The 12,325-nt window shown below is 73.5% G+C and carries 12 protein-coding genes; 5 read left to right on the forward strand and 7 right to left on the reverse strand.

The genetic code is table 11. From position 1 onward, the window contains the following. The 4 genes from VK611_31015 to VK611_31030 all read right to left on the reverse strand — a co-directional run. Window positions 1–1,428: NAD(P)/FAD-dependent oxidoreductase (locus VK611_31015; protein ID HMG45802.1), on the reverse strand; the 1,428-nt coding region annotated here is incomplete at its 3' end. Between the two features lie 67 nt (window positions 1,429–1,495). Further along, entirely contained in the window at window positions 1,496–1,702 is a 207-nt protein-coding gene (locus VK611_31020) for a hypothetical protein (GenBank protein HMG45803.1), read from the reverse strand. A gap of 45 nt (window positions 1,703–1,747) precedes the next feature. Continuing rightward, on the reverse strand, window positions 1,748–2,173 hold the full coding sequence (locus VK611_31025) for an SDR family NAD(P)-dependent oxidoreductase (protein ID HMG45804.1): 426 nt from the start codon (window positions 2,171–2,173) through the stop codon (window positions 1,748–1,750). Beyond that, on the reverse strand, window positions 2,092–2,502 hold the full coding sequence (locus tag VK611_31030) for an SDR family NAD(P)-dependent oxidoreductase (GenBank protein ID HMG45805.1): 411 nt from the start codon (window positions 2,500–2,502) through the stop codon (window positions 2,092–2,094). The genes VK611_31025 and VK611_31030 overlap by 82 nt, the downstream gene beginning before the upstream one ends. A 55-nt stretch (window positions 2,503–2,557) precedes the next feature. Between VK611_31030 and VK611_31035 the strand changes: the two genes are divergently transcribed. From VK611_31035 to VK611_31055, 5 genes are all read left to right on the forward strand, one after another. Beyond that, window positions 2,558–4,993, forward strand: a complete 2,436-nt coding sequence (locus VK611_31035) for an ATP-binding cassette domain-containing protein (GenBank protein HMG45806.1) — start codon at window positions 2,558–2,560, stop codon at window positions 4,991–4,993. Further along, a complete protein-coding gene (locus VK611_31040; GenBank protein ID HMG45807.1) occupies window positions 4,986–5,732 on the forward strand; it encodes a response regulator transcription factor in 747 nt (248 codons plus the stop codon). Before VK611_31035 ends, VK611_31040 begins: the two co-directional genes overlap by 8 nt. A gap of 137 nt (window positions 5,733–5,869) precedes the next feature. Next, window positions 5,870–6,964: a sugar ABC transporter substrate-binding protein gene (locus tag VK611_31045; protein ID HMG45808.1), complete on the forward strand. Its 1,095-nt coding sequence runs from the start codon at window positions 5,870–5,872 to the stop codon at window positions 6,962–6,964. A gap of 25 nt (window positions 6,965–6,989) precedes the next feature. Continuing rightward, window positions 6,990–7,769 carry an ATP-binding cassette domain-containing protein gene (locus VK611_31050; GenBank protein HMG45809.1) on the forward strand — a complete coding sequence of 260 codons (780 nt, stop codon included), beginning with the start codon at window positions 6,990–6,992 and terminating at the stop codon, window positions 7,767–7,769. A gap of 56 nt (window positions 7,770–7,825) precedes the next feature. Beyond that, window positions 7,826–9,007 carry a hypothetical protein gene (locus VK611_31055; GenBank protein HMG45810.1) on the forward strand — a complete coding sequence of 394 codons (1,182 nt, stop codon included), beginning with the start codon at window positions 7,826–7,828 and terminating at the stop codon, window positions 9,005–9,007. 89 nt (window positions 9,008–9,096) lie between these two features. Here the strand turns inward: VK611_31055 and VK611_31060 are convergent, their stop codons facing one another. From VK611_31060 to VK611_31070, 3 genes are read right to left on the reverse strand one after another with little or no spacing between them, the layout of a single operon-like run. Then, window positions 9,097–10,188, reverse strand: a complete 1,092-nt coding sequence (locus VK611_31060; protein HMG45811.1) for a hypothetical protein — start codon at window positions 10,186–10,188, stop codon at window positions 9,097–9,099. Between the two features lie 21 nt (window positions 10,189–10,209). Further along, window positions 10,210–10,878: a class I SAM-dependent methyltransferase gene (locus VK611_31065; GenBank protein ID HMG45812.1), complete on the reverse strand. Its 669-nt coding sequence runs from the start codon at window positions 10,876–10,878 to the stop codon at window positions 10,210–10,212. Window positions 10,879–10,920: 42 nt separating this feature from the next. Continuing rightward, window positions 10,921–12,075: a hypothetical protein gene (locus VK611_31070; protein HMG45813.1), complete on the reverse strand. Its 1,155-nt coding sequence runs from the start codon at window positions 12,073–12,075 to the stop codon at window positions 10,921–10,923. Window positions 12,076–12,325: the final 250 nt, after the last annotated feature.

Raw genomic sequence — 12,325 nt, forward strand, 5'->3', positions numbered from 1 at the left:
GCCGAGGGAACGCAGGGCCGAGCGGGCGGCGTGGTAGCCGCACATGCCGTGGACGCCGGCGCCGGGGGGCGTGGCGGCCGAGCACAGGTACACCCCGGGGAGGCCCGTGGCGTAGGGGTCGAGCGCCACCCGGGGCCGGAACACCAGCTGGCGCAGGGTGTTGGCACCGGTGGAGATGTCGCCGCCGACGTAGTTGGCGTTGTAGCCGGCGAAGTCGGCGGGCGACATCACGTGCTGCCCCACGATCCGCTCCCGCACCCCGGGGGCGAAGCGCTCGAGCTGGCGCAGGATCGGCTCGGTGACATCGCTGTCGTAGCCCCGGGGCACGTGGGCGTAGGCCCAGACCGGGTGGACGTCGCCGGCCGAGCGCGCCGGGTCGGCCAGGTACTGCTGGGCCACCAGCACGAACGGCCGCTCCGGCAGGCGTCCCCGGTGGACCTCGGCCTCGGCCACGGCGATCTCGCCGATCGGGCCACCGACGTGGACGGTGCCGGCCCGGCGGGCGGCCTCGGCGGTCCACGGCACGCCGCCCTCGACGGCGAGGTCGAGCTTGAACGACGCCGGGCCGTAGCGCCAGCGGCGCAGGGCGCGGCGGGTGCGCTCCGGTAGGGCGTCGCCGGCGATGGCCAGCAGGCCCGACGGCGAGGTGTCGAACAGCTTCAGCCTCGCCGGGGGCAGGTCGGCCAGCGACGTCACGCGCACGCCCGTCTCGACGGTGCCGCCCAGCTCGGCCAGCAGTCCCGCCAACGCCGTCGTCACCGCCTGGGACCCACCGGCGGCGACGGGCCAGCCCACGTGGTGCCCGGACGCGGTCAGCATGATCCCGCCCGCAGCGGTGGCGGGCCGGCTGAGCGGGTGGATGACGTGCGCGGCGATGCCGGCGAACAGGGCCCGGGCCTCGTCGGTGCGGAAGCGCCGGGCCAGCCACGTCGCCGGTAGCAGTGCCCGCAGCCCGAAGCTCACCAGGCCCACGGGGTGCCGGGGCACGTGGACGAGGGGGCGGAGGATGTCGTCGGCCAGGTCCGGGAAGGCCGCCGACGCCCGGCCGAACACCTGGCGCCAGGCCGGCCCGTCGTCGCCCAGGCCGGCGGCCGTCTCGTCGATCGAGCGGAGGAACACCCCGGCCCGGCCGCCGTCGAGCGGGTGGACCAGGTCGACCTCGGGCCAGCGCCACTCCAGCCCGTGCCGCTCCAGCGGCAGCGACCGGAAGACCGGCGACGCCGCGCCGAACGGGTGGACCGCCGAGCAGATGTCGTGCAGGACGCCCGGCACGGTCAGCTCCGCCGAGCGGGTACCGCCGCCGATGGTCTCGGCCGCCTCCAACACGGTCACCGACAGCCCGGCCTGCGCCAGCACCACCGCGGCCGTCAGCCCGTTGGGCCCCGACCCGACCACCACCGCCGCATCAGAAGTCGACGTGTCTCCCATCAGCTGATGGCCTAGCCGATCGGCACGCCGCCGGCAGTGATGGAACCTGAGCGGCGAAACATAGGGCCTACGACACCGGGTCGAGCTGGTCGGCGGTGTCGCGGAGGGTCTGCGCCAGCGACTTGAGCAGCGGCATGGGGTCGACGCCGTGCTCGGCGACGGCCTCGAGCACGGTGCCCCAGCTGTCGACCAGGTCGGTGAGCTGCTGCATCATCATCACCCCGATCGCGTGCCCGTCCCCGAGGTCGCCGTCGCCGTTGCCGTCGTCGCTCATCCCCGGACGCTACGTCAACCGCCCGGGCGCCCCCCGATGGCGTCGCTACCAGGGGACGGGGTCGCGGTCGCGGTCGCGGAAGAAGCCGCCGGTGGGGCCGTCGTCGGGGAGGGTGGCGGCCCAGACGATGCCCGCCACACCCTCGGCCACCGGCCGGCCGCCCCCGCCACCCATGTCGGTGGCCACCCACCCGGGGCAGATGCCGTTCACCAGGATGCGGTCGCGCCGCAGCTCGTCGGCCCACATGCGGGTGAGGGCGTTCAACGAGGCCTTCGACACCCGGTAGGCGGGGATGCCGCCGCCCATCTCGCTCAGGGAGCCGCCACCGCTCGACACGTTGACGATGCGGCCGTGGTCGCTGCGGCGAAGCAGCGGCAGCAGCGCCTGGGTCACCTGCCAGGCGCCCAGGACGTTGGTCTCGAGCGCCTCCCGCACCACGCCCAGGTCGGCGTCGACCGCCGTCTGCACCACATGTAGCAGCCTCGGCGAAGCCCGAGACCCCTTGGGGCGGCGGCGGGGTGGTCGGAAGGGTCGTAGTGGATGGCGGCGTTGTTGACCAGCACGTCGAGCCGGCCGTGCTCCCGGTCGACCAGGGCGGCGACGGCCTCGGCGCCGGCCGGCAACGTCACGTCGAGCACCACCGGCCGCACGTCGAGCCCGGCGGCCACGAACGGCGAGGCCGCGGCCCGCCCCTTCGCCTCGTCCCGCGACCCCAGGTACACCGTGTCGCCCCGGTCCGCGAGCTGGCGCACGACCTCCAACCCGATTCCCCGGTTGGCGCCCGTCACCACCGCGATCACCCGGCGAACCTACAGATCCGAGGCACGAAATCGCCGCGGGGAGCACACTGACGACGTGGCGCGAGCGGATGCGACCGTGGACCCGGGCGTACCCCTGCTGGAGGTGCGGGGGCTGTCGAAGCGGTTCGGCGCGCTCCAGGTGCTCGACGACGTGAGCCTCACGGTCGCCGACGGGGAGGCCCTGGCGGTGGTGGGCGACAACGGCGCCGGCAAGTCGACGCTGGCCAAGTGCATCGCCCGGGCGGTGCGGCCCGACGCCGGCGAGGTCCTGGTGAAAGGCCGACCCCTCGGCCTCGGCCAGGACGACGCCCTCGCCGCCGGGGTCGGCGTCGTGTGGCAGGACCTGGCCCTGTGCGACAACCTCGACAGCGTCGCCAACCTGTTCCTGGGTCGCGAGCGGGGCCGGCCCATGCTGGCCGAGGCCGACATGCGCAGCGAGGCCGAGCGCCTGCTGGCCCGGGTCGGCATCGACATCCCCGACCTGACCCGGCCGGTGGCGTCGCTGTCGGGCGGCCAGCGTCAGGCCGTGGCCGTCACCCGGGCGCTGACCGGCGACCCGGAGCTGCTGATCCTCGACGAGCCCACCGCCAACCTGGGCCACAACGAGACCCGGGCGGTCCTGGGGCTGGTGCGCGACCTGCGCGCCCGGGGCACGACCGTCGTGCTCATCACCCACCAGCTGGAGCAGGTCTTCAACCTGGTCGACCGCATCCTGGTGCTGCGCCACGGCCGGCTGGTGGCCGACGTGTCACCCCGCGAGGTGCACCCCGACGACGTGGTGGCGATGCAGTCGGGCATCGAGGCCGACTCCACCGCGAGCCGCCAGCTGCGCCGCCTCGGCAGCCTCGTCGAGCAGCTCTCGGCGGTGGAGCCGACGGCGTCGCTGCCGCTGGTCGTCTCGGCCATGAGCGCCGCGATCGGGCAGGAGACCCTGTGCGTCCACCTCCTCGACCAGACCACCGGCACGCCGTTCCTGCGCCGGTCGGCGGCGGTGGCGCTGCCCGACGCGCTGCTGGCGGTCAACGACCGGCTGCCCCTCGGCCACCAGGGCGGGCCGGTCGGGGTGGCGGCGGCGACGGCGTCAGTGGTGGTGACCGAGGACGTGCGGGGCGACCCGGCGTGGGCGGCGTTCCTGCCGGCGGCCGAGCGGGCCGGCGTCCTGAGCTCCTGGGCGGCGCCGATCACCGGGGCGAGCGGCGTCCTGGGCACGATCTCCGGCTACGGCGACACCGTCGGCCGCCTGCGCAACGACCAGCTCGAGCTGATCATGCTGTACGCCAGCCACGCGGCGGCGTCGATCGAGCGGGAGCGCAACTTCGCCGAGTCGCGCCGCCGCAACCGGGTGCTGGAGGCGATCCGGGCGGTGCTCGAGGTGCTCGCCGGCCCCCAGCAGGTCCACACCGGGCTCGACGCCGCGCTCGAAGCCCTGTGCAAGGTGCTCGACGCCGAGGACGCCGTGGTCCGCACCTCCGAACCTGTGGCCGCGGGCGCGGGTGCGGGTGCAGGCGCGGAGGGGGTCACCCGGGCCTCGGCCGGCGAGCCGGGTCTGGAGGCGACGGCCGACAAGGCCCTGACCGACGGCCAGCAGGTGCGCGTGAAGAACCGGGACGGGCTGGTCCTCGCCGTGCCGTTCACCGCCCCCAGCGGCCCGGCCGCGCTGGCGGTGCGCTGGTCCGATGCCCTCGCCGGCGACGAGAGCGCCGAGGTGCTCCAGGACGTCGCCCGGTCGATGAGCCTGGCCCTGGAGCGCGAGGAGCTGGAGGCGTCGCACCGCGAAGCCCAGGCCCTGCGCCGGTCGCAGCGCCTCCAACGGGCCTTCCTGTCGCGCCTCAGCCACGAGCTGCGCACGCCGCTCACCGCCATCCACGGCTACGCCGACTCCCTGCGCCAGCCCGACGTCCACTGGAGCGACGAGGCCCAGCACCGCTTCCTCGGCACGATCGCCACCGAGTCGGAGCGGATGCGGCGCCTGGTGGCCGACCTGCTCGACGTGTCGGCCATCGACGCCGGCATCTTCCGGGTCCACCCCGACTGGTGCGACCTGCGCCTGGTGCTCGACGCCTCGGTGGCCTGCGTGACGTCCGACGCCCAGGCCGAGCCACGGGTCCACGTCCACGTCGATGCCGGCCTCGGCCCGGTGTGGGCCGACCACGACCGCCTCGAGCAGGTCTTCGTCAACCTCCTGGAGAACGCCCTGCGCCACACCCCCACCACCACCCGCATCCGCGTCGACGCCTGCCCCGACCCCGACGGCCGCGAGGTGCACATCCGGGTGAGCGACGACGGCCACACCCTCGGCGCCGACCGGGCCGCCGCCCTGTTCGAGCCCCACGTGAGCGCCGGCCCCAAGGGCTCGACGGGCCTCGGCCTGCCCATCGCCCGCGGCATCGCCGTCGCCCACGGCGGCGACGTGACCCTGGAGGCCACCGGCGAGCTGACCACCTTCCTGGTGTCGCTCCCCCTCGGCCCCGACGGTGAGCCCGATGCTTGACCAGGTCACCGACACCGACACCCGGGTGCTGCTGGTGGAGGACGACCAGAACATCGTCGACCTGATCCGCTCGAACCTGCTGGTGCGGGGCTTCCAGGTGGACGTGTCGCGCACCGGCGAGGACGTGATGCGCCTCGCCGAGGACGGCACCCCCGACGTGGTGCTGCTCGACCTCATGCTCCCCCAGGCCGACGGCTTCGAGCTGTGCCGGGTGCTGCGCGAGCAGTCGACCGTCGGCATCATCGTGATCTCGGCCCGGGGCGGCGAGGGCGACAAGGTGCGGGCACTGAACCTGGGCGCCGACGACTACATGACCAAGCCGTTCGGCATCGAGGAGCTGCTGGCCCGCATCACCGCCACGCTGCGCCGCACCCGTCCGGCCGCCGCGGTCATCATGCCCGAGGCGCCGGGCGTGGTCGAGGCCGGCGACGTGGTGGTCGACCTCGACGCCCGCCGGGTGACCAAGGCCGGCGAGCGCGTCCACCTGACGCCGACCGAGCTGGCCCTCCTGCGGGAGCTGGCGCTCAACCCCCGGGTGCTGCTCGGCCATGCCCACCTGCTGCGCCGGGTGTGGGGGCCGGGCTACGAGACCGAGACCGAGTACCTGCGGGTCTACGTCCGGCGCCTGCGCGCCAAGCTCGACTCCCCCGACGCCCCCACGCTGATCGTCACCGAGCCCCGGCTCGGCTACCGCTTCGAGCCGCCACCAGCCGCGCCGCCGACACCCGCCCCGCCGTAGCCCGCCGTTCACAACTCGTTCACGCGCCGAGGCCGATTTCTATACCTCGTTCACGGCCCCGTTCTTACGGTGAGGACGAGCCCGAACACCAGGGGGACAGACTCATGTTCGACATCCGTGCCCGGCGACGCTCGCGCGTGCCGGCTCTGCTACTCGTCCTCGCGCTCGTCGCTGCGGCGGCGTGTGGCGACGACGACGATTCCACCGGCGGGGGTGGCGGCGGCGGCGACGGGGGCGACGGCGCGCTGCAGATCGCCCTGCTGCTGCCCGAGACCAAGACCGCCCGGTACGAGAGCCAAGACCGGCCGCTCTTCGAGGCCAAGGTCGAGGACCTCTGCGCGGACTGCGAGATCCTCTACAGCAACGCCGAGCAGGACGCCAGCGAGCAGCAGTCGCAGGCCGAGGCGGCGCTCACCAACGGCGCCGACGTGCTCGTCCTCGACCCGGTCGACAGCGCCTCCGCCGCGTCGATCGTCGGCCTGGCCGCCCAGCAGGACGTGCCCGTCGTGAGCTACGACCGGCTGATCACCGACGCCGACGTCGCCTACTACATCTCCTACGACAACGCGAAGGTCGGCGAGCTGCAGGCCACGGCGCTCACCGAGAAGCTGGCCACCGACGGTGTGGCGTCCGGTGCGCTGGTGATGATCAACGGCGCCCCGACCGACAACAACGCCACCCTGTTCAAGGAAGGCGCCCACTCGGTCCTCGACACCAGCGACTACGAGATCGGTGTCGAGTACGACACGCCCGAGTGGAGCCCCGACGAGGCGCAGCAGGAGATGGAGCAGGCCATCACCCGGCTCGGCGCCGACGGGTTCGTGGGCGTCTACGCCGCCAACGACGGCACCGCCGGTGGCGCCATCGCCGCCATGAAGGCCGCCGGCATCGACCCGCTGCCGCCCATCACCGGGCAGGACGCCGAGGTCGCGGGCATCCAGCGCATCCTCGCCGGCGAGCAGTACATGACCATCTACAAGGCCATCAAGCCCCAGGCGGAGATCGCTGCCGAGGTCGCGATCGCCCTGGCCCGTGGCGAGGACCCGCCCGAGGACCAGGTCAACGACCAGGTCGACAACGGCTCCCTCGAGGTGCCGTCGATGATCCTCGACCCGGTCGCCGTCACCATCGACAACGTCAACGACACCGTCGTCGCCGACGGCTTCTGGACGGTCGACGAGCTCTGCACCGCCGACTACGCAGCGGCGTGCGAGGCCGCCGGCATCGGCTGAGCGCCGGTCCGGGACTACAGACGCCATGCCTCTGCTCCAGCTCCAGGCCATCAGCAAGCGGTTCGGTGCCGTGCAGGCGCTGTCGGAGGTCGACTTCGAGTGCGACGGCGGGGAGGTCGTCGCACTCGTAGGAGACAACGGCGCCGGCAAGTCGACACTGGTCAAGGTGATCGCCGGGACCCACCCGCCCGACGAGGGCCGCATCGTCTTCGACGGGCAGGAGGTGCACCTCGGCAACCCGCAGGCCGCCACCGACCTCGGGATCGCCACCGTGTACCAGGACCTGGCGCTGTGCGACAACCTCGATGCCGTCGCCAACCTCTTCGTCGGCCAGGAGCGAGGGCGTGGCTTCGGCCGCAACCTGCGCTGGCTCGACGAGGCGGTCATGGAGCACGAGGCCGGCACGCTGCTCGACCGGCTGTCGGTGGGGATTCCCAGTCTCCGACAGCCGGTCGCAGCGCTGTCCGGGGGGCAGCGGCAGTCGATCGCCGTCGCCCGGGCCACGTTGGGGCACCCGAAGGTCGTCATGCTCGACGAGCCGACGGCCGCCCTGGGGGTCGCGCAGACGCGGGAGGTCCTCGACCTCGTGCGGCGTCTGCGGGACGAGGGCCTGGCGGTCGTGATGATCAGCCACAACCTGGTCGATGTGTTCGCCGTAGCCGACCGGATGATCGTGCTGCGCCTCGGCCGCCGGGTCGCCTCGTTCGACACCCCCACCACCACCGCCGAGGAGGTGGTGGCCGCCATCACCGGCGCCCAGGCCGAAGACGTCCACTCCACCTACGTCACGGAGGCATCGGCATGAGCTCGTCGGCCCCACCCTCGACCGATGAGCAGACGAACATACGGGCCACAGCCCCGGTGAACAGCCCCGTCGGCATCGCCGTCTACGTGTGGCAGCGGGCCCGTCAGGGCGAGCTGGGGCCGCTGCCGGTCATCTTCGGCCTCGTGGCCGTGTGGACCTACTTCCAGGTCGCCAACGACAACTTCCTGTCCAGCGGCAACCTCACCAACCTCATGATGCAGATCGCCGCCATGGGCACGATCGCGGTCGGGGTGGTGCTGGTGCTCCTGCTCGGCGAGATCGACCTGTCGGTCGCCTACGTCAGCGGCCTGGCGGCGGCCACGATGGCGGTGCTCAACGTGAAGAGCGAGTGGCCGGCGGTGCCGTCGATCCTGGCCGGGCTGGCCGTGGGCGCTGGGATCGGGCTGCTGCAGGGCCTGTGGGTCACGAAGCTGAAGGTGCCGTCGTTCGTGGTGACGCTGGCCGGGTTCCTGGCCTGGCAGGGCGCGCTCCTGCGCGTCCTGGGCGGCACCGGCACGGTCAACCTCAACGACGACACCATCACCGGCCTCATGGGCACCTACTTCTCCGACACCGTCGGCTGGACCCTGGTCACGGTGGTCATCGCGGTGGTGGCGGGGCTGACCGTCCTGCGGCGGCGGCGCAGCGTCGCCGCCGGGCTGACAGCCCCGTCGCTGGCCGGCGACGTGCTGCGGGTGGCGATCGTGGCCTGCGGCTCGATCGCCGCCGTCGCGGTCTTCAACGACGACCGCGGCGTGCCGCTCGGCGTGTGCATCTTCGTGGGGTTCGTCGTGATCTTCGACGTGCTGACCCGGCGCACGGTCTTCGGCCGGCACATCTTCGCGATCGGCGGCAACGCCGAGGCGGCCCGGCGGGCGGGCATCCGGGTCGACCGGGTGCGCACGATGGTGTTCGTGCTGGCGTCGACGATGGCGGCGTCGGGCGGCATCCTCGGGGCGTCCCGACTACTGGCGGTCAACAAGTCGTCGGGTGGGGGGACGCTGCTGCTCAACACGATCGCCGCCGCGGTCATCGGGGGCACGTCGCTGTTCGGCGGCCGGGGCACCGCCTGGTCGGCCCTGCTCGGCGCCCTGGTCATCGGTTCGATCGCCAACGGCATGGACCTCCTGGGCCAGACGTCGAGCGTGAAGTACATGGTGACCGGCGGCGTCCTGCTCGTCGCCGCCAGCATCGACGCGGTCTCCCGCCGCGGCCGCCACGCCGCCGGCCGCGCCTGACCCTCGCCCCCTCCACCGCTCCGCCCCCGGATGCCACGGACCGGGATGGCCGTCTGCCAGCCATCCCGGTCCGGGCGCGGAGCTGCTCGTCAGGGGCGGTGGCCGGAGAGGGCGTCGACCTCGGTGGCCCGGGCCAGGAGGAAGTGGACGGCCGGGGCCCAGGAGGCGAGGGCATCGGCGATCGGGCGGCCGTTGAGTTGCTCCTGGTCCTCGGAGGTGGCGCCGAGGATCGCGGGGGCGATCCACGAGTACTTGGCGACCATGGTCGTCGACATGGCCAGGCGCACCTCGTCGGGGGTCACGTCGGCGCCGGCGTCCTGTAGCCCGGCCTGGTAGCCCTCGGCGACGGCGGCGTAGAGGTCGTCCAGCCGCTCGGGCGGGACGTGGAAGTCGAAGACGGCGTCGGGCACCAGGTTGCCGACGTCCTCCCCCAGGGCGCCGCGGCCCACGAACGCCCAGTCGATCGCCGCGGTCCCACCGCCGGCGTCGAACAGGTTGCCCGGGTGGAGGTCGAGGTGCGACAGGGTCGGCGGCAGGGCGTCGAGTAGGTCGAGGTAGCGGTCCTGGTGGTGGCGCAGCGCCCGCAGCTCGTCGACCGGCGGGTCCGGGAACCAGGCGGCCACGAGGGGGTGGCGCCACGCCGCCGGGTCGTCGAGCCGCTCGAGGTGGCGGTCGCGCTGCGCCAGGTAGGCGCGCAGCCAGCCCCGGCTGAGCCACGGGTCCGTCGGCAGCGGCCGGCCCGCCACGAACTCGCCCTGCGCCCGCCCCAGGTGCCGGGCGGCGTCGCGGTAGCGCCCCACCGGCCAGGTCGAGCCCGGCGCGCCCGTCAGGTCCTCCAGCCACAGCGCCACCGACCCGTCGTCCCGTTCGGCGATCAGGTGGCACTCGGGCGGCCGCAACCCGCCGGTCAGCGACGTGAGCAGCCCCGACTCGTAGGCCCGGGCCTCGCGGCGCCAGTAGTACCAGTGGTCCTCCGCCTCGCCCGACCGCCAGTTCTCGTGCCCTCCCGTCGCCCGGTGGGCCAGCACCTTCACCACCGCCGACCGCTCCCCCACCCGCACCCGCCACATCCCGGCCGTCGCCGACGCCACCGCAGCGTGGGCCAGCGGCTCGACCTGGGCCTGAGCGGCGGCAGCGGCGGCGCTCGTCGTGCCGAAGACCGCCGCGACCTCGTCGTCCATGTCGCTCACCGTAGGGCGGGGCTACGCGGCGACCTTGCCGGCGAAGAGCGCCACGCAGCCGACGACGTCCACCGTGTGGCTGTCGAATGCTGCGTCGAGGGCGGTGGTGAGGCCGTCGAGGCTGTCGCCCCGGTTGTGGAGGATCCCCCGGCGGTTGTAGGCGGCCATCAGCACCCGGGCGGGCGGGGTGCGTCGGACGCCGCCGCGGAGGATGGTGGCGCCGAACACCACGCCGCCGGGCTCGACGTAGGGGGTGACGTGGGCGAACACCTGCGTGGCCTTGTCGGGCAAGGCGCCGGGGATGCAGTGGAGCAGGAAGTTGACGCCCACCGAGTCGAACGGCGCGTGCGGGAGCTCGGGGAGCGGCTGGAGGATGTCGGCGTCGGTGGCGGCGGGCGCGAAGCGGCCGGTGCGGTGGCTGGCGGCGGCGAGCGAGTTGGCGTTGAGGTCGACCAGGCTGAGGGTCGGGTCGGTGGGCCACGAGGCCTTGTCGAGGAAGTAGCCCGTGCCGACGCCGACGTCGAGGTGCCGGGCGCCGATGTGCCGGTCGTAGTGGGCCAGCATCTGCGCCTTGGGGCACCGCCACACGAGCCGGCAGGAGAAGCCGAGGACGAACACGTCGTAGGCCTTCAGGAACAACGGCGTGTAGACCGACTGCCCCTTGTGCACCTCCGCCTCGGCCCCCGCCATGGCCTCACCGTAGCGGCCGAACGCCGGCGGGTAGCGGCGGGATCAGTGGCCGTAGGCGGCGAGGCAGCCGCCGTCGTTGACGTAGCCGCCGACCTCCACCTCGACGGTGCCGCCGTGGACGGCGCCGAACACGCAGCCGCCGTCGACCTCAATGCCGAACGCCGTACCGGACGTGCGGACGGCGTTGTCGATCACCGACACGTCGGAGCTCACCGGAGCCAGGGCCGCCCGCACCTGCTCGACCGACGGCTGAGGGAGCACCCCGGCGATCGGCGCCAGCGCCGTGCGGGCCTGCTCGGCCACGGCGTTCGCGGCGTCGAGGTCGCCGGTGAACTCGAGCCGGTCGGCGTAGGCGAGGTTCATCTCCCGGAGCTCCTCGGGGCTGAGGCCGCAGAGGCCCGTCTCGAAGTCGGCGTCGGACGTGCACTCGATGGCGGACGTCGACGTCGTCATCGCTCCGGATCGCGGCTGGGCGCCCTCCAACAGGACGTCCGTGGCGTCGTCGCCGGTCCGGCCCACCAGCACCACCGCCCCCACACCGACCACCAGGACCACCGCGGTCACGGCGCCGACGACCACCGGCGTGCGTGAGCCCCCGCCGCTCCCGCTGCCGTCGCTGCCCTCGCGGCCCTCGCCTCCGGCCCCGGCCCGGCGGCGCCGGCCGACGACGATGGCGCCGACGAAGCAACCCGCCACGACCGCCGCCGCCACCAGGAGCGCGGGGCCGAGCCCGTAGAGCGGAGCGCCGGGGATGTGCCGGCCGAAGGCGAGCTGCCCGTAGTCGCCGTCGACCTGGACGACGTACAGGCCGGCCTGGGTGGCGTCGAACGAGCCGATGGCCTCCGCCTGCCTCGATCCCCAGCCGTAGCGCACGTCCGACGGCCGCACGGGTACGTCGGCGCCGTCGGGCCCGACCACCGTGAGCACGAACCCGTCGGCGTCGGCGGTGCTCCGTACGCCCCGGGTGATCTCCTCGTGGTACACGGCGTACTCGCCGGGCTCCACGACCGACACCGACGTGGTCCCCGGCCCGTCGAGCCGCTGGAAGTCGTCGACCTCCGCCACCAGATCGGTCGCCCGGGCCACCCCCAACACCCCGGTCACCACCACAGCCCCGGCGGCCACCACCCCGGCCACCCCGTACCACCACCCGCCCGGCTTCGCCCCCACCACGTTCCCCCTCCCCGACGTCCGCATGCCTACCACTCTGACCACCCACCAGGCCCTCACCCACCGTTCCGTCCCGAGTCATCTCTAGTCGCCGATCCACGGTCGAGTCGCTTGTGGTCGGAGACCGACCGACAGGTCGGTCTCCGACCACAAGCGACTCGAGAGCAACCAAACGACCACAGACGACTCACCAAAACCCCTTGGAACGAGTCATCTACTGGGAGCTCCGGTGTCGGCGCCGTTCAGGCGCTGTCGATCGCCACGGCCTGGGTGAAGT

The organism is Acidimicrobiales bacterium (assembly GCA_035316325.1).
Taxonomy (GTDB): Bacteria; Actinomycetota; Acidimicrobiia; order Acidimicrobiales; family VFJN01; genus DASXTK01.